Origin of the sequence: Actinosynnema sp. CA-299493 (assembly GCF_050946825.1) — a bacterium.
Lineage (GTDB): Bacteria > Actinomycetota > Actinomycetes > Mycobacteriales > Pseudonocardiaceae > Actinosynnema.
Window position 1 is genome coordinate 1,215,268 of sequence record NZ_CP191993.1, and the last position, 22,564, is coordinate 1,237,831.

Annotated in this window: 24 protein-coding genes; 10 read left to right on the forward strand and 14 right to left on the reverse strand. The window is 72.9% G+C overall.

Translation table 11 applies throughout. The features are described 5' to 3' along the window. Positions 1-9: 9 nt before the first annotated feature. Positions 10-1,071 (reverse strand): helix-turn-helix domain-containing protein, encoded by a 1,062-nt coding sequence (locus ACQPYE_RS05815; protein WP_498719748.1) that lies wholly within the window; start codon positions 1,069-1,071, stop codon positions 10-12. 211 nt (positions 1,072-1,282) lie between these two features. On the opposite strand from ACQPYE_RS05815, the gene ACQPYE_RS05820 reads away from it, so the two are divergent. Together ACQPYE_RS05820 and ACQPYE_RS05825 are read left to right on the forward strand one after the other, a co-directional pair. Continuing rightward, entirely contained in the window at positions 1,283-1,486 is a 204-nt protein-coding gene (locus ACQPYE_RS05820) for a hypothetical protein (protein ID WP_498719749.1), read from the forward strand. Continuing rightward, positions 1,483-1,845: a hypothetical protein gene (locus ACQPYE_RS05825; protein WP_498719751.1), complete on the forward strand. Its 363-nt coding sequence runs from the start codon at positions 1,483-1,485 to the stop codon at positions 1,843-1,845. The genes ACQPYE_RS05820 and ACQPYE_RS05825 overlap by 4 nt, the downstream gene beginning before the upstream one ends. Here ACQPYE_RS05825 and ACQPYE_RS05830 read toward each other — a convergent pair. The 10 genes from ACQPYE_RS05830 to ribA form a co-directional block, all read right to left on the reverse strand. Next, the gene (locus tag ACQPYE_RS05830) at positions 1,835-3,064 is read right to left on the reverse strand and encodes a hypothetical protein (RefSeq protein WP_498719752.1); all 1,230 of its coding nucleotides are present in this window, start codon (positions 3,062-3,064) and stop codon (positions 1,835-1,837) included. The two genes, ACQPYE_RS05825 and ACQPYE_RS05830, sit on opposite strands and share 11 nt — an antisense overlap. A 208-nt stretch (positions 3,065-3,272) precedes the next feature. Beyond that, a complete protein-coding gene (locus ACQPYE_RS05835; protein WP_498719754.1) occupies positions 3,273-4,547 on the reverse strand; it encodes a hypothetical protein in 1,275 nt (424 codons plus the stop codon). A 30-nt stretch (positions 4,548-4,577) separates the two neighbouring features. After that, positions 4,578-5,222 (reverse strand): response regulator transcription factor, encoded by a 645-nt coding sequence (locus ACQPYE_RS05840; RefSeq protein WP_498719755.1) that lies wholly within the window; start codon positions 5,220-5,222, stop codon positions 4,578-4,580. Beyond that, a complete protein-coding gene (locus ACQPYE_RS05845; protein ID WP_498719757.1) occupies positions 5,210-6,445 on the reverse strand; it encodes a sensor histidine kinase in 1,236 nt (411 codons plus the stop codon). Before ACQPYE_RS05845 ends, ACQPYE_RS05840 begins: the two co-directional genes overlap by 13 nt. Positions 6,446-6,449: 4 nt before the next feature. After that, the gene (locus tag ACQPYE_RS05850) at positions 6,450-8,897 is read right to left on the reverse strand and encodes an ABC transporter permease (RefSeq protein WP_498719759.1); all 2,448 of its coding nucleotides are present in this window, start codon (positions 8,895-8,897) and stop codon (positions 6,450-6,452) included. Further along, positions 8,891-9,616, reverse strand: coding sequence for an ABC transporter ATP-binding protein (locus tag ACQPYE_RS05855; protein WP_498719761.1), 726 nt, complete (start codon positions 9,614-9,616; stop codon positions 8,891-8,893). The genes ACQPYE_RS05850 and ACQPYE_RS05855 overlap by 7 nt, the downstream gene beginning before the upstream one ends. A 194-nt stretch (positions 9,617-9,810) precedes the next feature. Further along, positions 9,811-10,452 carry a response regulator transcription factor gene (locus ACQPYE_RS05860; protein WP_498719763.1) on the reverse strand — a complete coding sequence of 214 codons (642 nt, stop codon included), beginning with the start codon at positions 10,450-10,452 and terminating at the stop codon, positions 9,811-9,813. After that, positions 10,449-11,561, reverse strand: a complete 1,113-nt coding sequence (locus ACQPYE_RS05865) for a sensor histidine kinase (protein ID WP_498719764.1) — start codon at positions 11,559-11,561, stop codon at positions 10,449-10,451. Before ACQPYE_RS05865 ends, ACQPYE_RS05860 begins: the two co-directional genes overlap by 4 nt. Positions 11,562-11,571: 10 nt before the next feature. Further along, a complete protein-coding gene (locus ACQPYE_RS05870; RefSeq protein WP_498719766.1) occupies positions 11,572-13,002 on the reverse strand; it encodes an alpha/beta hydrolase in 1,431 nt (476 codons plus the stop codon). 99 nt (positions 13,003-13,101) lie between these two features. Then, entirely contained in the window at positions 13,102-13,749 is a 648-nt protein-coding gene (ribA, locus tag ACQPYE_RS05875) for a GTP cyclohydrolase II (RefSeq protein ID WP_498719767.1), read from the reverse strand. Positions 13,750-13,843: 94 nt separating this feature from the next. Between ribA and ACQPYE_RS05880 the strand changes: the two genes are divergently transcribed. From ACQPYE_RS05880 to ACQPYE_RS05895, 4 genes are all read left to right on the forward strand, one after another. Further along, positions 13,844-14,242, forward strand: coding sequence for a 6-pyruvoyl trahydropterin synthase family protein (locus ACQPYE_RS05880; RefSeq protein ID WP_498722846.1), 399 nt, complete (start codon positions 13,844-13,846; stop codon positions 14,240-14,242). Further along, the gene (locus tag ACQPYE_RS05885) at positions 14,239-15,246 is read left to right on the forward strand and encodes a glycosyltransferase family 4 protein (protein ID WP_498719769.1); all 1,008 of its coding nucleotides are present in this window, start codon (positions 14,239-14,241) and stop codon (positions 15,244-15,246) included. The genes ACQPYE_RS05880 and ACQPYE_RS05885 overlap by 4 nt, the downstream gene beginning before the upstream one ends. Continuing rightward, positions 15,243-16,022, forward strand: a complete 780-nt coding sequence (locus ACQPYE_RS05890; protein WP_498719771.1) for a class I SAM-dependent methyltransferase — start codon at positions 15,243-15,245, stop codon at positions 16,020-16,022. Before ACQPYE_RS05885 ends, ACQPYE_RS05890 begins: the two co-directional genes overlap by 4 nt. Before the next feature lie 137 nt (positions 16,023-16,159). Then, positions 16,160-17,113 (forward strand): lysylphosphatidylglycerol synthase transmembrane domain-containing protein, encoded by a 954-nt coding sequence (locus ACQPYE_RS05895; protein WP_498719772.1) that lies wholly within the window; start codon positions 16,160-16,162, stop codon positions 17,111-17,113. Here ACQPYE_RS05895 and ACQPYE_RS05900 read toward each other — a convergent pair. Further along, positions 17,042-17,725 (reverse strand): creatininase family protein, encoded by a 684-nt coding sequence (locus tag ACQPYE_RS05900; RefSeq protein ID WP_498719774.1) that lies wholly within the window; start codon positions 17,723-17,725, stop codon positions 17,042-17,044. The two genes, ACQPYE_RS05895 and ACQPYE_RS05900, sit on opposite strands and share 72 nt — an antisense overlap. A gap of 40 nt (positions 17,726-17,765) precedes the next feature. Next, positions 17,766-18,719, reverse strand: a complete 954-nt coding sequence (locus ACQPYE_RS05905; protein WP_498719776.1) for a zinc-dependent alcohol dehydrogenase — start codon at positions 18,717-18,719, stop codon at positions 17,766-17,768. Between the two features lie 44 nt (positions 18,720-18,763). Here ACQPYE_RS05905 and ACQPYE_RS05910 point away from each other — a divergent pair, with 44 nt between their 5' ends. Then, complete coding sequence (locus tag ACQPYE_RS05910) at positions 18,764-19,546, forward strand: CDP-alcohol phosphatidyltransferase family protein (RefSeq protein WP_498719778.1); 783 nt, start codon at positions 18,764-18,766, stop codon at positions 19,544-19,546. Beyond that, positions 19,539-19,934, forward strand: coding sequence for a DoxX family protein (locus ACQPYE_RS05915; protein WP_498719780.1), 396 nt, complete (start codon positions 19,539-19,541; stop codon positions 19,932-19,934). Before ACQPYE_RS05910 ends, ACQPYE_RS05915 begins: the two co-directional genes overlap by 8 nt. Here ACQPYE_RS05915 and ACQPYE_RS05920 read toward each other — a convergent pair. After that, entirely contained in the window at positions 19,916-20,587 is a 672-nt protein-coding gene (locus ACQPYE_RS05920; RefSeq protein WP_498719782.1) for a RibD family protein, read from the reverse strand. The genes ACQPYE_RS05915 and ACQPYE_RS05920 overlap by 19 nt on opposite strands. Before the next feature lie 73 nt (positions 20,588-20,660). On the opposite strand from ACQPYE_RS05920, the gene ACQPYE_RS05925 reads away from it, so the two are divergent. Then, on the forward strand, positions 20,661-21,872 hold the full coding sequence (locus tag ACQPYE_RS05925; protein WP_498719783.1) for a sensor histidine kinase: 1,212 nt from the start codon (positions 20,661-20,663) through the stop codon (positions 21,870-21,872). After that, positions 21,869-22,540: a response regulator gene (locus ACQPYE_RS05930; RefSeq protein ID WP_498719785.1), complete on the forward strand. Its 672-nt coding sequence runs from the start codon at positions 21,869-21,871 to the stop codon at positions 22,538-22,540. Before ACQPYE_RS05925 ends, ACQPYE_RS05930 begins: the two co-directional genes overlap by 4 nt. The last annotated feature ends 24 nt before the right edge of the window (positions 22,541-22,564 follow it).

The window sequence follows — 22,564 nt, forward strand, 5'->3', positions numbered from 1 at the left end:
TGTTCTCCCTTAGCGGCCGGAGATGCGGAGGACGTAGTGGAGACCGGCCACCTGGTCCCGTCCTGTTCGGGACAGCGAGTCACTGGAGGACAGCCGATCCAGGGACTCGGTCAGCGAGGCGCGGAGGCGTGGTCGGACGTCGAGCAGCGCCGGCCGCGAGGCGACGAGGGCGTGCAGCGTGTGCAGGTTGAGCGGGAGGTGGGGCGTGGTCGGATCGAGGCGATTCGCGAGGTGGGCGAGGAGCGCGCTCCCGCTCCACGTGCCGGTGTCCGCGTCCCGCATGAAGGAGTCGTCCGTCCGCACGTCGCCGAGTTCGCCGATCCAGTAGGCCCAGTAGTTCAAGTTCGCCACCTCGTCGCGCGTACCCGACATCCGGTCCACGAAGTCGTGGATGTGCTCTCCCTCCCCGGTCGAGGCCAGGGCGACCGAAGCGGAGCGCGCTTCGAGCAGTCCGGTGACGTCGTTCTCGATGATCGTCCGGCGGCCTACCCGATGCCACTCGTCGCGCAGCCAGTCGACCACGTGCGCACGCCGATCGAATCCGAGCAGGTATACGGCCTGTCGTCGCAGAAGTGGTTCACCTGCGTGCCCGGCTCTTTCCGCCACGTGCGTCAAGTGATCGAAGAAACGCAGGCGCTCGTCCGCGTGCAACAGCGGGTGTGGTGTGACCGGGCCCCGACGGGGCACCTTGGGGATGAATTCACCCAATTGTGGCGGCGTGCTGCCGGTAAAGGGCCAGGTGATCAGATTGGTGATGGTCTTGCGGTGCACCGCGGCGGCGAGTGGGTGCTGATCGGGGTCGACCCACGAGTCACCGGCCGTGATTCCGGTGGCGAGTACGAGGTCCGCCTCGATCGCCTCGTTCAGGTGTCGTCCGGTGGACGCCGGCGCTCCCGCTCTGGACAGCCTCGCGCTGAGCTTCACCAGCTCACCGGCACCGACGGCGGCCAGTGGACGTCGTCCCGATTCCCAACCCTGCACGGTGCTGGGATCGACGCCGAGGAGTTCGGCCAACCTCTCCTGGGTGAGCCCGGCCGCCTGCCGGCCCAGCTTCAGCACGAACCCGGCCACAACGCCCGTGGCACGCGAACCCCGACCACCGGTCGGTGTTGTGGCACCAGTTCGCACGGGCACCTCCCACATCGCCGTTCGCCGTGTCGGACGCACTCGCACCACCAGTCAGTTCTCACTGAGACCCGCCGATCGTAGCGTGTCGAATGTTCGGCACCGTCGTCAATCCACTTCATCCGGCCGAATTCCACACCGGAAACAAGGAGGCGCAATGCGCGGCATTGCACCGGAGTCCCCGCCGCCACGACGGGCGCTTCACCAGTCCGGTGGACGCCTGCCCATGCCCTTGTCGCCGAGCGCTTTGGAGACCACGTCGGCGATCCGGCTCGTCAGCCCCGACCAGGCGGGCAATGCCCTGCTGCCCGGCGAAGAGTCGGCAGACCTCATCCAGTGGCTGGAAAGGAAGAGCGCGTGAACGAGCAGGCAGCACGATCGACGATCGAGCCGTGGGGCGAAGAGGACTTCACTGCGGTCATTCGCAGGCTCGCGGCAGACGAGGCGCCTCGGTTGTTCGCCATCGTGGAGGAGTACGGCGACGCGGAGGACGCCCGCGTCGCGGGTTACGGCTTGGCTTATGCCGACCGCGCCGAGGTCAACGCCGTGGAAGGCGGCTTCCACCTGAGTTCCCGGAGTGCGGAAACCGCCCGCATCCTGTTCGAGGTCAGCTCCAGGTCGGCGGGGACGCGGCGCGCGCACCTGGTCTGGCTCGACGGACAAGCACCGCCTGCTGGACGGAGGGAGCCCAGCAGGCGCGTTGCCGCACCTAGCGGCTGAACGACTCCAGCGTGCTGCGGCGGGCGGTGACGTCGTCCGGGTCGTCGCCGAAGACCAGCAGTTGGAGGGTGCTGAGCACCACCGGGTTGTCGGTGCGGGTGGTGTCGTGGCCCGAGGTGATGAGCACGCCGCCCGCGTTCAGCGCCGGTTGGACGTAGGCGAGCAGCTCGGCCAGCGGTGCGGCGACGGTGAGCTTGACCGACTCGGCGTACCCGTCGAGGGCGTCGGGTCGGACCGACTGGAGGGCGAGCAGCGGGATCGAGCCGCTGGTGATCCGGAAGTTCAGGTCGAGCATGACGAGCTGCCCGTCGAGCGTCTCGGCGCAGTCCAGGCTGCACAGGCCGCGGTAGCCGACGTCGGCGGCGCGTTGGGTGATCGCCAGGCACTCCGCGAGCAGGTCGGCCGGCGGTGCGCTGACCAGGCCGAACCGGCCGCCGACGTAGACGCCGGTGTCGTCCACGCGCTGCTCGGTGACGGCGAGCAGGCGGGCGACGGCGTCCGGGCCGACGTAGAGCTGGACGCCCCAGTTGCGCGCCAGGTACAGGTACTCCTCGATCACGAACTCGCCGAGCAGGTCGGTGAACGCCGGGAACTCGACCCGTTCGCCCGCCTCGTGCAGGTAGACGTCGAGGCTGCCGCCGTGCGCGTCGTTCGTGGCGGCCTTGAGGACCCAGGACTTCTCCGCCGGCGCGGCTCCGGCCAGCTCCGCGCGCGTGACGACGCTGCGGCGGGCGTGGAAGCGCGGTGCGACGAACGTGCTGATGGTGGCCTTGTTGTTCAGGTAACCGACGAGGTGGGCGGTCTTGACCACGCGTTCGTCGGGGCACAGCGCGGTGGGGTGCGGGTACTCCATCGAGATCGGCAGGCCGTCGGCCATCACCTCGGCGACGCGGGCGGCGAACCCGGCTTCGTCGCGGAAGTCGCGCAGGTCGTCGCCGACGGGCAGGCCGCCGTCGCGCAGCCGCGCCAGCAGCGCCGGGTCCGTGCCACCCGCGCTGCAGATCACCGGCGTGTCGCCGGCGACCGCGATCGGGCGGGCGGAGAGCGCGTCGACGGTGTTGCGGTGCCGGTTCGCGGCGGTGACGGCCGGACGTGCGCAGACCGCGATGCCCGGACCGTAGACGTCGGTGAGCGCGCGAGGTGCGCCGACGGCCGGCGGCAGCGGTGTGGAGATGCTGATGACGTGCTCCCGTAGGGGTGAGTCGGGACGGCCACGCACGCCACACGGGTGGTGTGGACGTCATGCCGCAAGGCGGAGCGAGAGCTGTGAAGACCTGCCGCGCGAGAGGCGGCGTCCACTGCGGGCCCCGTCGATGCTCGGGAACCGGGTGCGTGGACCGTGGGCGAGCAGCCGGGACTGGGGCCGCGTCCACCCAGCCTCTCACACCCACCCCCACCTCACCCAAACGCGCGGGAGGACTCCCGGGCTAGTGGGGGGTGAAGGTCAGGCAGAGGCGGAGGGGGTGTTCGCCCCACGTGTTCATCGCGTACATGGCCAGGAGGCCGCCCGCCTCGATCGACTCGCGCGTCGCCGGCGCGTTGAGGGAGGCCTGACCGAGCCACATCGGGGTCTCCGCGGGCGGCGTGGGCGCGGTCTGGGCGATCGCGACCGGCCGGCCCTCGTGCTCCTGGACGGCCAGCAGCACGTGCGGCTCGGCCAGCTCCGCCGTGTTCCGGCCCGGCTCCACGGTGACGTGCTCGCCCCGCTCCGCCGCCGCCGCGCTCATCCGGCCGATCCAGCGGAACGCCTCCAGCAGCGTGTCCGTGGTCAACGCCTCGTGCGCCTCCAGCCCGGTCACCCTGGTCAGCCCGGTCACGGCGCCGGCGATCCCGCCGTCCTCGGCGCGGTACCGGTCGAGCAGGGTGATCGTGGCCGACGCCTCGTCCAGCGCGACCAGGTCGCGGAACCGCCGGTCGGTCAACGGCGTTCGCGCGAGCACGCCGAGGGCCAGCTTCTCCAGCACCGCCTCCGGCGACGTCATCCGCCAGAACGTGCACTCGTCGTCGATCCACAACGGCAGGTAGCCGCCGATCGGCAGCCCGGGCACGACCGTCGTCACCGTCGAACCGACCTCGGGACCGGGACCGGGATCGGGAGCCGGCGCGGGAGCGGCGGCGGGCACGAACGGCGCGAGGGCGGCGAACCTCGGATCGACCCGCGCGGTGCGGATGACGTGGTGCGCCCAAGCCCGCACGCGCGTCAACGGGTGGTCGGCGAACTGCTGGTCGTAGCGCGGGTCGTCGCCCTTGTGGAACGGCAGCCGCCCCTGCACCTCGGGCGCGTACGGGTGCGGCATCACCCACCCGTCGAACCCGAGTTGCGCGACGAGCACCGCCTCGCGCGTCCCGGTCGTCCCCCGCTCCGCCGCCTGGAGCTTCAGCACGGCGCTGTTCTCGGCCCTGGGCACGGTGAACGAGCCGATGAACACCTGGCCCGAGGGCTGGTCCGGCAGCGGCACCTTCACCACCTGCAACAACGCGGGCACGTCACCGAGCCGCACGTGGTGCGCCTCGATCAGGCAGCCGACGTCACCGGTGGTCACGGCCAGGTCGTGCCGCAGCTTCGGCATCTCGTCCAACGACGCGGGCAGGTCGGGCGGCAGGTCGAAGTACGTGAGGCTGACCTGGTCCCCGTTCGCGGGGTTCACCCAAGTGGTCTGGTCGTGCTGCTGGAAACCGGTCGTGTCGAATGCGATGGGCACCCGCTGACCCTATGGGGTGACACCCGGCGCTCACTGGTTGAGATACGCCAGCACCGCCTGGACGCGCCGGTGGGTGTTGTCCGCCGGCGGCAGGTCCAGCTTGGCCAGGATGTTGCCGATGTGCTTCTCCACCGACGGCGGCGCGAGCACGAGCTCGGCGCAGATGGCCGAGTTGGACAGGCCCTGCGCCACCAGCGCCAGCACCTCCCGCTCCCGCGCGGTCAGGGCGCCGACGCGATGGTCGCGGGTGTTGCGGGCGAACAGCTGGCGGATCACCTCCGGGTCCATCGCGGTGCCGCCGGCGGCCACGCGCTCCAGCGCGTCCAGGAACTCGTCCAACGCCGTCACGCGGTCCTTGAGCAGGTAGCCGATCGCGCCGTTGCCGTCGGCCAGCAGCTCGGTCGCGTACGTGCGCTCGACGTACTGCGACAGGATCAGGATCGGCGCCTTCGGGTCCTTCTCGCGCACGGACAACGCGGCGCGCAGCCCCTCGTCCCGGAAGCCCGGCGGCAACCGGACGTCCACGATGGACAGATCAGGCCGGTGCTCGATCACGGCCCGCTCCAGGTCCGGCGCGTTGTCCACGGCCGCGACCACGGTGTGCCCGGTGTCGGTCAGCATCCGCACCAGGCCGTCGCGGAGCAGCAGCAGGTCTTCGGCGATCACGATGCGCATGGGAACTCCGCGAGGACGGTGGTGGGCCCACCGGGTGGACTGGTGACCTCCATCGTGCCGTCCAACGCCTCCACCCGGCGTCGCAACCCGTCCAGACCGGAGCCGGACGGGTCCGCGCCACCTCGCCCGTCGTCCCGCACGGCCAGCGCCAGCACCCCGTCCGACCGCCGCAGCGTGATCACGCACTCGTCCGCGTCGGCGTGCTTCACCGCGTTCGCCAACGCCTCCGCGACCACGAAGTACGCCGCCGACTCGACCGCCGCCGGCAGCTCGCCCAACTCCGAGGCGTCCACCACGACCGTCGACGGCGCGTCACCCGCCAACGCCGTCAACGCCGCCGCCAACCCCCGGTCGGTCAGGATCGGCGGGTAGATCCCGCGCACCAGCCGCCGCAGCTCGGCGAGCGCCTCGTCCAACTGCCGCCGCGCGCTCACCACGTCCGCCCGCGCCGGGTCCTCCGCCAACCCCGACGCGCGCAGCTTCCGATCCGCCAGCGCCAGCGTCATGCCCGCCGCCACGATCCGCGCCTGCGCGCCGTCGTGCAGGTCGCGCTCGATCCTCCGCAACTCGGCCGCCTGCGCGTCCACCACCCGCAGCCGGGTCGCCCGCAACGCGCTGACCTGCTGCCGCAACCGCGCCCGCGGCCCGGCCTCCAGCAACCGCGCCGCCACGGACGCCTGCACCCGCGACACCGCCGCGACCAGCCACCACACCGGCCACGACACCACCAGCCCGGCCGACGCCATCGCGAACCGCCCGCCGACGGTGTTGAACAGCCAGTCCGCCGCCGGGTACAGGCGCGGGTTCGGCACCGCCCACAGCCACAGCGGCGCGAGCACCGCGCCCAGCCAGACCACCCCGGCGACCACCCCGGCCACCCCGGTCGCCAACCCCACCGGGAACCCGGCCAGCAGCCACGCCAGGTCACGCCACGTCCCCGGCTCTCGGATCGCCGAACGTCCACGCGTCCACGGGTTCCGTCCGGTCAGGGGCCCGTACGGGTCGCCGATGGTCCTCCGCAGGACCCACCCGGCCCGCCACCGCTCCAGCCGCGCGATCCGCCGACTCACCCACGTCACCACCAGGAACACCGGCGGCCCCAGGTAGGTGAACGACAGCAGACCGGTGGCCAGCGTGGTCACCACCGCCCAGACGAACGAGGCAGGCCCGATCACCAACCCGGCCAGCAGGTGCGCCAGCCCCCTGGCCGCTCGCGAGAACACCTGGTCAACCTAGCCGGGGCAGGGCGCGCAACCGGACCACCACCCGTGCCGGCACCGCACCGGCCACCAGACCGAGCACCCCGACACCCACCACCATCCCGAAGTACCGCACCGGGTCCGCGAACAACCGCCAGCGCCCGTCCTGCGCCACGCTGAACGCGCCGACCACCACCCCGCTGATGGCGCAGCCGAGCACCAGCGCGACCACCACCGTGATCAACGCCTCCCAGTCGAGCAACCGGCGCAGCTGCCGCGACGTGGCGCCGGCCAACCGCAGCTCCCCGAACTCCCTGCGCCGCGCCCCGGTGGCCACCGCGAACGTGTTGACCACCGCGATCGCCGTGAACCCCAGCGACACCGCCACCATCAACTCCCACGCCGCCTGCTGGTTCTGCGCCTCGCCGACCCCCGCCGACCCCGCGACCACCGGGAACCCGGTCAGGTCCGGCTCACCGCGCAGGTAGACCGCACCCACCAACCCGCGCGGGTCGTGCGCCGCCACGAGCCCCGCGTCCAGCACCAGATCACCGAACCCGCGCCAGTTCGAGAACACCGCCACCACCACCAACGCCACCCGCGTGCCGTCCGCGAGCCAGAACGACGGCCGATCGCCGACCGCCCACCCGCGCCGCTCCGCCAACGGCCCGCTGACCGCCACCGAATCCCTCGGAACACCACCCGGATCCCCTTCGACCACCCCCAGGTCCAACGCGGGCTCACCGGCCATCCGCAACCCCTGCGCCGGGTAGTCCTCCGGCTTGCCGCCCTCGTCGACCACCACCCTCGTGCCGACGACCAACGCGGACCCCGTCACCGACGGCAACGCGGCGATCCGCTCCGCCGTCACCAGTGGCAACCCGGACGCGCTCGTCACCCGCACCGTCGCCGGCGCGACCCGTGCCGCGTCTTGCTCCGCCGTCACCGCGCCCACGATGTCGCCGTTGACCAACATCGTCGCGTTGACGGCGAACATCAGCGTCAACGGGATCGCGACCCCCACCACCCGCCGACCCTCGACCCGCGTCATCGCACCGGCGACCCGCCCGACCACACCCGCGAGCCCCACCACCCGCGACACCACCGCCGTCAGCCCACCGACCACCACGGGCCCCGACGCCGCCGCCGCGCACAACAGCAAGGCGCACGACACGAAACCCATCCCCATGCCCAACGACCCACCCAGCGGAACGAGCACCAGCACCGCCACCGCGCCTGCCGCGAGCACGACCGCCGCCACCACCCTCGGCGCCCGACCGCCACCACCGGCCGTCACCGTCTCGCGCAACGCCTGCGTCGGCGAGATCCGCACCGCCCGCCGCGCCGCCACCGACGTGGCGCCCACCGCCACCAACAACCCGACCACCGCCGCCGCGATCAGCACCAGCGCGCTGACCGTCACCGTGAACTGCGCCGGAACCGCACCCAGCTCGCGGAACCGACCGGCCACCACGTGCGCCACCACCACGCCGACCGGCAACGCCGGCACCGCGGCCACCACCGCGACCAGCCCGCTCTCCGCGCCCAGCAAACGCCTCAGCTGACGCGGCGTCGCACCGGCCGTCCGCAACAACGCCAACTCCCGCAACCTCTGCCGCACCGCCAGCGACACCGTCCCCGTCAGCACGAACACCGCCGCGAACCCCGTGATGCCGAGCACGAACCCGAAGATCGAGACGCCCCCGATGTAATCCGGCACCGCCCCCGGCAGGTCCCCGTTCACCTTGTCCGCCCCGCTGAACACGCCGACCCCGAGCCCTTCCAGCGCGGCGACGACCTCACCCACCTCCACCCCCTCCGCCACCCGCACCGCGAGAGCCGTCGGCCCGCTCAACCCCGACCACTCGCCGACCTGCCGGTCCGCCACGAACACCGCCACCTGCCCCGGCACACCACCGCTCACCAACCCCGCCACCCGCACCTCGCGCGTACCCGTCTTCGTCGTCAGCCCCACCACCTGCCCGACCGCCAACCCCAACTCCGGCCCCACCACCACCTCGCCGTCCGCGGGCTCGACCCCCTCCCGCAACGCGTACGGCGTCAACCCCGCCGAAGCCCACCCGTGCCCCACCACCGCCGCCCGCTGCGCGACACCCCCGTCCAACGCCACCGGGAACGCCACGTCCGCCACCACCTCGCCGAGCCCGCCAACCCGGTCGACGACCGACCCCACCACCTCGTCGGACAGCACCCCCGCCCCCGTCAACCGCTCGGTCTTGGTCTTCACCTTGACCTCGTCGCCCTTGTCCACCGACGTCGTGAGCTCGACGACACGCTCCGCCGCCACCACCACGTCCACCGCGGCGAACCGGTCCCCACCCGGCCCGGCCGTCAACACCGAGTACAGCAGCAACCCACTGCCCGAGATCAACGCGACCGCCAAGAACGCCGTCAGGAAGGTCCCGAAGAACGACCCGACCCGCCGCCGCACGCTCGCCACCGCCAGCTTCAGCACCGGGTCAGCTCCGTCATCCGAGCCGCCACCCGCTCCGCCGTCGGCGACAGCAACTCACCCGCGAGCCTGCCGTCTGCCAGGAACACCACCCGATCCGCCCACGCCGCCGCCGCCGGATCGTGCGTCACCATCACCACCGTCGCCGCGGACGAGTCCACGAACCCCCTCAACAACCCCAGGACCTCCCGCCCGGTGGACAGGTCCAACGCACCCGTCGGCTCGTCACCGAAGATCACCTCCGGACGCCCCGCCAACGCCCGCGCCAACGCCACCCGCTGCTGCTGCCCACCGGACAACTCCCCGGGCCGAGACCTCTCCCGCCCACCGAGCCCGACCCGCTCCAGCACCTCACGCGCCCACGCCTTGTCCGGCCGGGTCCCCGCGAACCTCTGCGGCAGCAGCACGTTGTCCCACACCGACAACGCGTCCACCAGGTTGAACGACTGGAACACGAACCCGACGTGCCGCCGCCGCACCGCCGTCAACCGGGGCTCCCGCAACGCGCCGACGTCCTGCCCGGCCAGCACGACCCGCCCGCCATCCGGCAGGTCCAACCCGGCCGCGCAGTGCAACAACGTCGACTTCCCCGACCCGGACGGCCCCATGACCGCCGTGAACGACCCCCGACCGAACCCGACCGACACCCGGTCCAACGCCCGCACGCGCCCGGCGTACACCTTCGTCACATCCGTCAACGACACGACATCCCGCAGCACCATGCCGACAACCCTCCCGCCGGCACCCCCCGAAACCCACCGTGCAACCCCTGAACCACCAGGTATGGCTACCCCTACCCAACGCTCAAACCCTGGCCCACAACGGACCCGGCACTGGATCGCAAAGCCCAGTCATCCTGCTGATCTGCCCGTCCGGTGAGGACTCTTTGATCTTCACCCCTCTTCCCTCGCCCCCTTCACCGCCCCAACCCGTGCTCATACGCGTAGATCACCGCGTGCACCCGCGTCCGAAGCCCCAACTTCGTGAGGATCCGGGCCACGTGCGTCTTCACCGTCCCCTCCTCGATCGTCAACTCCGCCGCGATCTCCGCGTTGCTCAACCCCCGCACCACCTGGGCCAGCACCTCCTGTTCCCGTGGCGTGAGCCGGTCGACCTCCGGCGGCGCCGCCCGAGGCGACAGCTGCGCGAACCGGGCGATCAGCCGCCCCGTCACCTTCGGGTCGATCAACCCGCGCCCTTCGTGCAGCCCGCGCACCGCGTCCAAGAGCAACGCCGGATCACTGTCCTTCAACAGGAACCCGCCCGCGCCCGCCGCCAGCGCGCCGAAGAGGTACTCGTCCAGGTCGAACGTCGTCAGCGCCAGCACCTTCGCGCGAACCTCCGCCGCGCCCAACCGGGCAATCGCCGCGATCCCGTCACCGTGGGGCATCCGCAGGTCCATCACGACCACATCCGGCCTTCGCGCCAACGCCAGGTGGACCGCTTCCGTCCCGCTGCCCGCCTCACCGACCACCTCGATGTCCGGCTCACCGTCCAACACCAACCGCAACGCTTCCCGCACCGCCCGCTGGTCGTCCGCCACGAGCACCCGGATCACCGGACAGCCCTCCCCGTCGGCAACTCCGCCCGCACCGACCACCCACCCGACTCACCGACCCCGACCACCAGCGTCCCCCCGACCGACCGCACCCTCTCCCGCATCCCCCGAATCCCCTGCCCCTCCAGGAACGGCCTGCCCGCCCCTCCTACCTCCCCGTCGTCCACCACGGTCACCACCAACCACCCCAGATCCCGGTGCAACCGCACGTCCACCTCACCGGCTGTCGAGTGCCTGACCACGTTCGTCAACGCCTCCTGCACCACCCGGTACGCCGTGTGGTCGACCGCCGGCGGCACCGGCGCGGCCACCCCGGACCACCTCACCCCGATCCGCCGGTCCGGCCCCGAAAGCCGCTCGACCAACTGCTCCACCTCACCCAGCCCCACCCCGATCGGCACGTCCCGCAACGCGCTCAACAACCCCCTCACCTCCTCCAACGCCGACGACGACAGCTCGGCGATCGTCCCCAACGCCCGATCGGCGACCGGCGGCGCACCGTCCAGCACCCGCCGCGCCGCCGTCGCCTGCATCCGGATCGCCGTCAGGTGGTGACCGACGCTGTCGTGCACGTCCCGTGCCAACCGGGACCTCTCCTCCGCCAGCACCCGATCCGCTTCCGCCACCAGCCGATCCGCCTCCGCCCGCTGCACCCGCAACGTCTGATCCGCCCGTTCCCGGTGCAGCCGCAACGCGTACCCGGTCGCCACCGGCGCCACGCCCATCACCACCAGGTCCGTGACCGTGAAGACCCGCACCGGACTGCCCGCGATCACCGCGCTGACCAGCACCCAGCACCCGCACACCGCCAGCACCACCCGGGGCCCGCGCTCGCGGTGGTAGACGGCCGCGCAGAACGCGCCCATCGTGACCAGCATCCCCGGCCACGCCGGCAGGAACCCGAGCCCGCCCAACCCCACCACCGCCGACAGCACCGCTCCCGTCAACGGCAGCACGCGCCGCAACGACAACGGCAGCGCCACGCAGAGGCTGGACCCGACCAACACCGCCATCCCCAGCGGCGGCCGGCCCTTCCCCTCCCACAACGTCAGCAGCACCAACACCACCGCCACCCCGGCGACGAGGAGGCCTTCCCTCAGAAATCTCACCTGCTACCACCTACGCAGCGCCGCAGACCGCACCCCCACTTGGCAACTCACCCGTCAGCAAGTACCTGTGCACGTGCTCCCGAACGCACGGGTGGCCGCTCAAGTACAGCGCATGACCACCCTTCACCGGCAGGTACCGGGCGTTCCCCAACTGCGCCGCCACCCTCCGCGCATCCTGCGGCGGAGTAGTGCTGTCGTACTCGCCGCTCACCACCAGCACCGGCCCCACCCCCGACGACCGCAACCGCTCCGGCGGGTACGTCCCCGTGCCCGGCAAACCGGCGCAGTGGTACGCCATCGGCCACGCCGCCACCCACCCGATGTGGGGTGTGACCTGCCGCAACCGTGCCTCGAACGACTTCACCACCCGGTAGTCGGACGGGTACGGGAAGTCGGCGCAGAACATGATCCGGGACAGGTCCGGGTCACGCCCGCCGACCGGCTGCTCGGCGAACCGCGTGGCGTCGCCCGCGTGCGCCTCCGCGATGGCCCTCGCCAACTCCGGCCACTCCTGCTCGAACCCCGGGTTGGTCCGCGACACGATCCGGGAGGCGTTCACCGTCGTGCTCCCGGCCGGGATCGGCTCGCGCGCCGCCCGCGCCAGCACCTCGTCCCACACCCGCAACACATCACGTCCGTGCAGCGCGCACCCGGTCTCCCCGCCGCACCACTCCGCGAACCGCGCCATGTTCCGCTCCACCGTCTCGGCGCGCGGCAGGAGCCAGTCGACCCAGGACCGGGTCGTGTGGTCCAGGACGCTGTCCAGGTACATCCGCCCGATCCGCCCCGGGAAGTGCCGCGCGTACGCCTGAGCGAACACCGTGCCGTAGGAGTTGCCGTAGTAGTTCAGCCTCGACTGCCCCAACGCGACCCTGATCGCGTCCACGTCGTGCGCGACCTGCCGCGAGTCGAGGTGACCGGCCAACGGCCCGGCGGCCACCTGCCCGCAGTCGACGCCGAACCCGTGGTTCACCGCCTGGTACCGCTCGTACGCGGCCTCGTCCGGCGACGCCCACTCCAGGTTCTCCGGCAACGGCGCCGGGTATGGGCAGGTGATCCCGGCACTCGCCTCGAACCCGCGCGGGTCGGAGACCACGACGTCGAACCACCGGGTCAGGTCGCTGAACGCGCTCCTCGCGACGCGCAACACCGAGATCTGCTGCGCTGGCCCGCCCATGTTGACGAACAGCACGCCCTTCTTCGCGGCCTGGTCCCGCGCGGGCAGTCGTGCGACGGCCAACCTCACCCGCTCGCCACGCGGCTTGCCCCAGTCCGCCGGCACGGCCACCTCACCGCACTGCAACCCGTCCCCGCAGTCCGCCCACTCCAACGGACTCGCCGCCGCCTGCGACACTCCTTCTGCCTGCGACACACCCGGTGCCACGTTGAGCGCGGTGAGCAGGCAGACCGCCCCCGCCACACCCCTGATCGCTTTCCTCATGAGCCCAGCGTGCTCGGCCGCCCCCGCCCTCCACGTCTGCCTTTCGACAGATCTTGCTCGCCGGAGGAACGCCTGCAACCCGGCACGGGCCGCCCGGGGTCACCTCGCCGTGGGGTACTCGTAACTCACTCCCGGCTGATCGACCTGCGGCAGGTCGTGGCCCAGCCGGTCGCGCTTCGCGGTCAGGTAGCCGATGTTGTGCGGGTTCGGCTGCATCAGGTGCGGCACGCGGGCCACGACCTCGATGCCGTCGGCCTCCAACGCCTCGATCTTGTCCGGGTTGTTCGACATCAACCGCACCGACGTGACGCGCAGGTGCTTCAGCACCCGTGCGGCCGGTGAGTAGTCGCGGACGTCGACCGGCAGGCCGAGCGTGGTCGCGGAGTCGAGCGTGTCCAGGCCCTGCTCGTCCTGCAGCACGTGCGTGCGCACCTTGGCCACCAGGCCGATGCCGCGCCCCTCGTGGCCGCGCAGGTAGACCAGGATGCCGCTGCCCTCCGCCACGATCCGGTCCAGCGCCGCGTCCAGCTGGTCGCCGCACTCGCAGCGCATCGCGCCGAAGAGGTCACCGGTCATGCATTCCGAGTGGACGCGCACCAACACGTTCTCGCGCAGAGCCGTCTTGCCGTAGACGAGCGCCATGTGCTCGTGCCCGTCGGCCCGGAACGCGACCGCGCGGAACGTGCCACGTCTCGTGACCAGGTCCGACTCCGCCACGTCCTCGTCGTTGAAGGCTTGTTCGCGCATCCGGCTCCTTCGTCACCAAACCCCGACACCGGCGAGAGTTCACTACGCTCGACCGGTACTCGCACCGTAGCTCGCTCACTCGGCGGAGGTCACCCTGTTCAGCATCACCGTTCGCGATCACGTGATGGTCGCCCACAGCTTCCGCGGCGAGGTCTTCGGCCCGGCGCAGCGCCTGCACGGGGCGACGTTCGTGGTGGACGCGAAGTTCAAGCGGGCCGAACTCGACGCCGACAACATCGTGGTCGACATCGGACTCGCCACCGAGCGGCTGCGCGCCGTTCTCGGTGGGTTCAACTACCGCAACCTCGACGACGTGCCGGAGTTCGCCGGGGTCAACACGTCGACCGAGTTCCTGGCCAAGCACATCGCGGACGCGCTGGCGGAGGCCGTGCACGCGGGTTCGCTCGGCGAGGGCGCGCGCGGGCTCTCGGGGATCGAGGTCTCGCTGCACGAGTCGCACGTGGCCTGGGCGAGCTACGAACGTCCGTTGTGACGGTCCACTTCGTCCTGCCCGGCGGCGTGGACGACCCGGCGTCGCCCAGCGGGGGCAACGCCTACGACCGGCGGGTGGTCGAAGAGCTCTCCCCGGTGCACGAGGTCGTGGTGCCCGGCGCGTGGCCGCGACCCGACGCGACCGCCCGATCGACCTTGGACCGGGCGCTGGCCGGTATCCCCGACGGCTCGGTCGTCGTGCTCGACGGCCTGGTGGCGTGCGGTGTGCCGGAGGTCGTCGTGCCGCACGCCCACCGGTTGCCGCTGGTGGTCCTGGTGCACCTGCCGCTGGCCGACGAGACGGGTCTGCCACCGGCCTTGGCGGCACGGCTCGACACCGCCGAGCGGGAGGTCCTGCGCGCCGCGCGCGCCGTCGTGGCCACCAGCCCGTCGGCGGCCCGGCGGCTCGCCTCGCACCACGGGTTGGCACGGGTGCACGTCGTCGCGCCCGGCACCGATCCCGCGCCGCCGGCCGTCGGCACGGATGGCGCGTCCCGCCTCCTGTGCGTCGCCTCGCTCACGCCCCGCAAGGGGCACGACGTGCTCGTGCGCGCGCTGGCTTCGGTCGCCGACCTGCCGTGGACCTGCGCGTTCGTCGGACCCGAGCGGTCGCCGGTCCGCGACTTGGTCGACCGGCACGGCCTGGGCCCGCGGATCGAGCTGCCCGGTCCACTCAGCGGCCCGGCGCTGGACCGCGCGTACGCGACGGCGGACCTGTTCGTGCTGGCGTCGTTGGCGGAGACGTACGGGATGGTGGTGACCGAGGCGTTGGCGCGCGCTGTGCCGGTGGTGGCCAGTTCCGTGCCGGACGCGCTCGGCGCCGGCGGGGTGCTGCTGCCGGCCGGGGACGTGACGGCGTTCGCCGAAGCCCTGCGGCGGTGGCTCACCGATGACGAGTGGCGGCGGGACCTGCGCGGTCGTGCTTCGGCGCGGCGGCTGGAGTTGTCCACATGGGACCAGACGGCCGCCGCGCTGGCGGAGGTGCTGGCTAGTCTGCGGCCATGAGCACCTTCGCACCGGAATGGCTGTCGCTGCGCGAGAAGGCCGACGCCGAGGCCCGCGCGCTGGACCTGGTCGACCGGCTCTTGGAGATCGATCTGAACCGGACACCCCTCGTGGTGCGTGATCTCGGGTGTGGCACAGGATCGTTGGGACGATGGCTCGCCGGTCGGTTGGGTGGTCCGCAGCACTGGGTGCTGCACGACCGCGACCCCCGGCTGCTCAGCATCGCGGCGGCGACGATGAGCGGGGTGACGATCGAGACGCACGAGGGCGACCTCACCGGGCTGACCGGCGCGGACATCGCCGGCACGTCGCTGGTCACCGCGTCCGCGCTGCTGGACCTGCTGACCGCCGACGAGGTGGACGCGCTGGCCGGGGCGTGCGTCGAGGCGGGCTGTCCGGCGCTGTTCACGCTGTCGGTGGCGGGTCGGGTGGAGTTCGACCCGGCCGAGTCGCTGGACGCCGAGTTCGAGGCCGCGTTCAACGGGCACCAGCGGCGGGTGGTCGGTGGACGTCGCCTGCTGGGGCCGGACGCGGTCGCGGTCACCGCGGCGGCGTTCGAGCGGCGGGGCGCGGAGGTGACGACGAGTCCGAGCCCGTGGCGGCTCGGGCCGGAGCAGGCCGCGCTGGCGGGGGAGTGGCTGCGCGGGTGGGTGGGCGCGGCGGTGGAGCAGGAACCCGGCCTGGCCGCCGAAGCGCCCGGTTACCTGCGGCGCAAGCTCGACAACGGCCGACGCGTGGTGGTGCACCACACGGACCTCCTGGCGGTGGTTCGTTGACCGACCACGTGCGATGGCGCACCCGACCTCCTCAGCCGCACCACGATCAAGCGTCCGGCCGCACCCCTGACCGCTCGACCGGTCACACCCCTGACCGCTCGACCGGTCACACCCCTGACCGCACCACCACGGGACGCGTGTGGCCCTGGCTGCGGCTCTCGGCGGCCGTCGCCATCCTGGTCGCCCTGGGCCATCGCCTGGGCGCCGACGCGTTCGTGGCGGGCCTGCGCGCGGTCGACGGGTGGGCGGTCGCCGCCGCGTCGGGCATCGGCCTGCTGACCACCGTGACCAGCGCCTGGCGGTGGTGCCTGATCGCCCGCCGCCTCGGCCTGCCGCTCACCCTCCCCACCGCCGTCGCCGACTACTACCGCGGCCTCCTCCTCAACGCCGTGCTCCCCGCCGGGGTGCTCGGCGACGTCCACCGGGCCGTGAGCCACGGGCGGCAGGCCGGTGACGTCAGCCGCGGCGTCCGAGCCGTCGTGTTCGAGCGCGGCGCCGGTCAGGTCCTGCTGGTCGCCCTCGGCATCGCGGTCCTGTGCACCGGACCCGCGGTCATCCCCGGCCTCACCCTCGCCCTCTCGCTCACCGCCCTCGCCCTCGCCGCCCTCTCGCTCACCGCCCTCTCGCCGAAGCTCCGCCGAGCCGCCCGGACCACCTGGGCCGACGCCCGCACCGGCCTGGTGAACCGCGAGGTCCTGCCGAAGGTCGCCCTCCTGTCCGCGGTGACGCTCGCCGGGCACGTGGCGCTGTTCCTGGTCGCGGCCCGGACCGCCGGCGCGCAAGCACCGACCGCCCGACTCCTCCCGCTGATCGTGCTCGCCCTGCTGGTCATGGCCGTCCCGCTGAACGTCGGCGGGTTCGGGCCGCGCGAGGCGTTCCTGGCGGTGGCGTTCGGGGCGGCCGGCCTCGACGCCGCGCAAGGCGTCACCACCGGCGTCGTCTACGGCGTGCTGGCGCTGATCGGCAGCCTGCCCGGCGTCCTCACCCTCCTCCGGGGACGGCGACCGCCACCGCACCGGTCAGAACACCGCCAGGTACGCCCCGAACGCCTCGACCAGCCCGGCGAGCACGTCCCGGCCCTTGTCGGCTGACGCCAGCGACGGCCGCCCGACCACCCCCGACGACGTGTACGGCGCGAGCCCCAGCGTGAGCATGTGCGGCCGGTCGTCGGCCAGGTGGTCGCTCGTCTCGTACCCGGGCCTCACCAGTTCCGGGTGGGCGTGCAGGAGGATCGACGTCTCCAGCTCACCCGCGTGCATGTCGCTGCGGGACGACGTCTCGATCCCGGCGGCGGCCCGCGCCGCGGCCCAGTCGCCGCTGCCGGGGAACAGCGCCATCCCCTCCGACTCCTGCACCACGTTCGACAGCACGTAGTTCCCGCCGTGCCCGCTGACCAGCACCAGGTGCGGCACACCCGACCGGCGCAACGAGTCCGCCACGTCCCGCACCACCGCGTACAGCGTCCGCGCCGAGATGCTCACCGTGCCGGGCCACGCGGCGTGCTCCTGCGAGCACGAGATCGTGATCGGCGGTAGCAGCTGCACGGGGTGCGCGTCGGCGATCGCCCGCGCGACGGTGCAGGCCACGACCGTGTCCGTGGCCAGCGGCAGGTACGGGCCGTGCTGCTCGTGGCTGCCCACGGGCAGCACCGCCACGGTGGCCGCCCGCGCACGCACGTCTTCGGTGGTGTCAGACAGGTACATACCCGGCACGGTAGTCACCCCGGCCCTTCGACCCCGACCCTCAACCCCCGTAGTCGACCCGGTGGCACAGGGGCGGCAGCGCGCCGCCGGCCAGCACGGACGGCAGGTCGTCGAACCGGCTCTCCCCGGTGATCAGCGCGTCGAAGACGGGATCGGCGAGCAGGTCCAGCGCCAGCGCCATCCGCTCCCGGTACGTGCGGTCCGGCCGCGCCACCACCCCCACCTGACTGCTGCGCAACCGCAACCGCCGCGAGTGGAAGAACTCGCCGAGCGGCACCGACACCCGCCGGTCGCCGTACCAGCTCAGCTCCACCACCTGCCCCTCCGGCGCGAGCAGCGCCAACGACCGCGCCAACCCCTCCTCGGACGCGCTCGCGTGCACCACCAGGTCGCAGTTCCCGGCAGCCTCCTCGGGCGAGGCGAACCCGACACCCAATGCGGCGGCCACCGCCGCGCGGTCCGGGTCCGCGTCCACCAGTTGCAGCCGCACGCCCGGGAACCGCGCCAGCAGGGCGGCCACGCCGCACCCCACCATCCCGCCGCCGACGACCGCGATCCGGTCGCCGATCAACGGCCTGGCGTCCCACAGCGCGTTCACCGCCGTCTCCACCGTCCCGGCCAGCACCGCGCGCGCGGCGGGCACCGAGTCCGGCACGGGCGTCACGGCGTCGGCCGGCACCACGTACCGCGTCTGGTGCGGGTAGAGGCAGAACACCGTGCGGCCGAGCAGCGGTCCCCGTTCCACCACGCCGACGTTGAGGTAGCCGTACTTCACCGGCCACGGGAAGTCGCCCTCCTGGAACGGCGCCCGCATCACGTCGTGCTGGCTCTCCGGCACGCCTCCGCGCAGGACCAGGCTCTCGGTGCCCCGGCTGATCCCCGAGTACAGCGTGCGCACCACCACGTCCTCGGGTCCGGGCTCGGCCAGCGGCACCTCTCGGATCTCGCTTCTTCCCGACGAGGTGAACCAGAGAGCCCTCGCAGAGCGTGTCATCCGTACAACCTCCGAACACCGGGGCCACCGCCACGAGGGGCACGATGACGACACTCCACCACAGCGCGACCGAACCGCCGTCCGCGGAGCAGTGGCGATCCGCCGCCGAGCCCGCCGCGTGGGCCGGTGCCCAGGTGATCCTGCTCGGCGTGCTGGCGGGCACGGTCGGGTTGGGCGTGCTCGGGTGGCTCGCGGGCTTCGCCTTCGCGGTGGCGGCCCAGGCGTTGCTGAGCGGCGCGGTGCAGCGGTCGGCGCGCGGGGTGCTCGGACCGGCCGACCGGGTCACGTTGGCCAGGGGGCTGCTGGTCGGCTGCGTCACGGCGCTGGTGGCCGACGGCGGCCGGCACCCGGCGCTGCTCGTCGTGGCCGCCTCCGTCGCGCTGGCGCTGGACTTCGTGGACGGGCAGGTGGCACGTCGCACCGGCACGGCGTCGCCGATGGGCGCGCGGTTCGACATGGAGGTCGACGCGTTCCTGATCCTGGTGCTGAGCGTGCACGTGGCGTTCACGCTGGGACCGTGGGTCGTGGTGATGGGCGCGCTGCGGTACGCGTTCGTCGCGGCTTCCCTGGGCCTGGTCCGGCTGAGGGGCGCGCTGCCGCCGAGCTACGCGCGCAAGGCCGTGGCCGCCGTGCAGGGCGTCGCGCTCGTCATCGCCGCGTCCGGCCTGCCGCCGCACCCGGAGGTCCTCGTCGGACTCGCGCTGGCCTCGCTGCTCTGGTCGTTCGGCCGCGACATCATCTGGTTGTGGCGCAAGGCACCCGCAGCACCCATAACACCTGCGGCCCCCGCAGCACCCGGATCGGTGGAAGGAATCAGCCATGTCTGACACAGCCCGGACGAACGTCGACATCGGCCACATAGTCCTGTGGGTGTCGCAGGTGCTGCTGGCCGCCTACTTCGTCCACAGCGGGATCTCGCTGCTCGGTGACGACTTCGTCGGCAAGTTCGACAAGATCGGGTCCGGCCAGTGGCTGCGGTACGTGACCGGGGTGCTGGAGCTCGCCGGCGCGCTCGGCCTGCTCGTGCCGCGGCTGTGCGGGCTCGCCGCGCTCGGCCTGGTCGGCGTGATGGCGGGCGCGGTCGTCACGGAGCTGGTCGTCCTGGGCGACCCCGCCGGCGCGGTGCTGCCCGCCGTGCTGCTCGTGCCGGCCGCCGTGGTGGCGCTGGGCCGCCGCGACACCGTCCGCGCGTCGCTTCAGCGCTTCGGGAAGTAGCGCAGCACGGCGACGTCACCGAGCTTGCTCACGTCCGCGAGGTGGAAGCGGCGCGCCGGGCCGCCGGGGAACTCGGCCGGGTTGACGAACCTCGGCGCGGTGGCCTGCCCGATCAGCATCGGCGCGACCGCCATCCGGATCTCGTCGGCCAGCCCGGCGGACAGGAACGCGGTGTGGATCGTGCCGCCGCCCTCCACCATGAGGCGGTCCACGCCGCGCGCGCCGAGGTCGTCCAGCAACGCGCCGAAGTCGACCGCCGGTCCCAGCGACACGACCTCCGCCAGGTCACCGACGGCCTTCGCGGCCCGACCTCGGCCGGTATCCGCGGTGTAGACGAGCTTGTCGCCGCCGTGGTGCCAGAACTTGAGCGTCGGGTCGAGGTCGCCGCTGCCGGTCACGGTCACCTTCACCGGGTGCTCGGGCCGGCCACCGGCCACCCGGGCGGCCCGGCGGTGCGCGTCGTTGACCAGCAGGCGCGGGTTGTCGCGGCGGATCGTGGCCGCGCCGACCAGGATCGCGCCGGACTCCGCGCGCACCTGGTCCACGTGGTCGAAGTCCTCGGCGTTGGACAGCGGGAACCGTTGCGCGCCGCGGTCGTCGATGTAGCCGTCCACGCTGACGGCGACGCTGAGCAGGACGTACGGGCGGGTCACGGGCCCCACCGTACCGAGGTCCGTCGTACTCCAGTCCGATCCGCGGCACCCCGCGCCCTCGTACGATCAGCCCGTGCACGACCTCCTCCGCTCGACCTGGGCCGAACCCCGGCCCCGCCACCCGCCGACGCGAGGGTGGCGGGACTGGGCGCTCGTGGGCGTGCTCGTACCGGCGGCGGCGCTGGAGATGGCGCTGCGGCCGGACCTGCCGTGGCGGGGCCTGTGGGCCGTCGTCGTGATCGGACTCGCGCCCACGCTGCTGTGGCGCCGGGCCCGACCGCTCCTGGTGCTCGCCGTCGCCTTCGCCGCCACCGGCCTGGTCCCGCTGCTCACCGGCGGGGACCGGGTCGAGCCCTACACCTCGGCGTTCCTGCTGGTCCTGGTGTACTCGGTGGTCAGGTGGGGTTCGGGGCGCGAGGCCGTCATCGGCCTGGCCGTCGTGCTCGGCAGCGCGGTGTGCTCCGCGGTGCTGCGCCACCTGGCCCCCGTCGACGCGGTCGCCGGGCTCACCGTGGTGCTCACGGCCTGCGCCCTGGGCGTCGCGACGCGGTACCGGGCCGGCCTGCGGGCGCGTGAGCTCGCCCAGGTCGAGCTGGTGGAACGGGAACGGCTGGCCCGCGACCTGCACGACACGGTCGCCCACCACGTGTCCGCCATCGCGATCCGCGCCCAGGCGGGCCTCGCGACCGCCGCGGCGCAGCCGGCCGCCGCGACCGACGCGCTGCGCCTGATCGAGGCCGAGGCCTCGCGCGCCCTCACTGAGATGCGTGCGATGGTGCGCGTCCTGCGGCGTGACGAACCCGCGGACCTGGCGCCCAGCCCGCGCATCGCCGACCTGGCGCCCAGCCCGCGCATCGCCGACCTGGCGCCCAGCCCGCGCATCGCCGACCTGGCGCCCAGCCCGCGCATCGCCGACCTGGGGCAGCTCGCGACCAGTCCCCGCACCGGACCGTCGGTCGAGGTGGGCCTCGCGGGCGACCTGGCCGACGTCCACCCGTCCGTCGAGGCCGCCGTCTACCGCCTGGCCCAGGAGGCGGTCACCAACGCCCGGCGGCACGCCCGGCACGCCACCCGCATCGAGGTGCGCGTCGCCGCCGACGACACGTCCGTGCACCTGCGCGTGAGCGACGACGGGCACGGCTCCGCGCGCACCACCCCCGGCTACGGGCTCATCGGCATGTCCGAACGCGTCGACCTGCTCGGCGGCACCTTCGCGGCCGGTCCCGACCGCGAGCGGGGCTGGACCGTGACCGCCGCCCTGCCCCGGACGGGACCGGGCGCATGAGCGTCCGGGTGGTCGTCGCCGACGACCAGGAGATCGTCCGCACCGGCCTCACGATGATCCTCGACGCCCAACCGGGCATCGAGGTCGTCGGCTCGGCGGCGGACGGTCGACGCGCCGTGGAACTCGCCGGGCGACTGCGCCCCGACGTGTGCCTGTTCGACATCCGGATGCCCGGTCTGGACGGCATCGAGGCCGCCCGGCTCCTGGCCGGACCGGGCGTGGCGGACCCGCTCGCCGTCGTCGTCATCACCACGTTCGACCTGGACGAGTACGTCTTCGCCGCGCTCCGGGCCGGCGCGGTCGGCTTCCTGCTCAAGGACGCCGGTCCCGCGCTGCTCGCCCAGGCCGTCCACGCCGCCGCCGAGGGCGACGCGCTCATCGCCCCGAGCATCACCGCACGGCTGCTGAAGACCTTCGCCGCCGCCGGGCCCGCCACGCCGCCGCACCCCGTCGCACCGCTCACGGACCGCGAGGAGCAGGTCCTCGTCACCGTGGCGCGGGGCCGGACCAACGGCGAGATCGCCGACGAGCTCCACATCACCCTGAGCACGGTGAAGACCCACATCGCGAGCCTGATGACCAAGCTCGGCGTCCGCAACCGCGTCGAGATCGCCCTGTGGGCCTACGAGACCCACCGCCTCGTCCGCCACCCCGACCGAAAGTACTAGCCGCACCTGCCCGGGAGTACCACC

Excerpts from the sequence above, each read along its gene's own strand:
- ribA (WP_498719767.1), bottom strand. The coding sequence starts at position 13,749 with ATGCGCGAACAAGCCTTCAACGACGAGGACGTGGCGGAGTCGGACCTG.
- ACQPYE_RS05900 (WP_498719774.1), bottom strand. The coding sequence starts at position 17,725 with ATGTACCTGTCTGACACCACCGAAGACGTGCGTGCGCGGGCGGCCACC.
- ACQPYE_RS05905 (WP_498719776.1), bottom strand. The coding sequence starts at position 18,719 with ATGACACGCTCTGCGAGGGCTCTCTGGTTCACCTCGTCGGGAAGAAGC.
- ACQPYE_RS05910 (WP_498719778.1), top strand. The coding sequence starts at position 18,764 with ATGACGACACTCCACCACAGCGCGACCGAACCGCCGTCCGCGGAGCAG.
- ACQPYE_RS05890 (WP_498719771.1), top strand. The coding sequence starts at position 15,243 with ATGAGCACCTTCGCACCGGAATGGCTGTCGCTGCGCGAGAAGGCCGAC.
- ACQPYE_RS05840 (WP_498719755.1), bottom strand. The coding sequence starts at position 5,222 with ATGCGCATCGTGATCGCCGAAGACCTGCTGCTGCTCCGCGACGGCCTG.
- ACQPYE_RS05855 (WP_498719761.1), bottom strand. The coding sequence starts at position 9,616 with ATGGTGCTGCGGGATGTCGTGTCGTTGACGGATGTGACGAAGGTGTAC.
- ACQPYE_RS05930 (WP_498719785.1), top strand. The coding sequence starts at position 21,869 with ATGAGCGTCCGGGTGGTCGTCGCCGACGACCAGGAGATCGTCCGCACC.
- ACQPYE_RS05820 (WP_498719749.1), top strand. The coding sequence starts at position 1,283 with ATGCGCGGCATTGCACCGGAGTCCCCGCCGCCACGACGGGCGCTTCAC.
- ACQPYE_RS05915 (WP_498719780.1), top strand. The coding sequence starts at position 19,539 with ATGTCTGACACAGCCCGGACGAACGTCGACATCGGCCACATAGTCCTG.
- ACQPYE_RS05870 (WP_498719766.1), bottom strand. The coding sequence starts at position 13,002 with ATGAGGAAAGCGATCAGGGGTGTGGCGGGGGCGGTCTGCCTGCTCACC.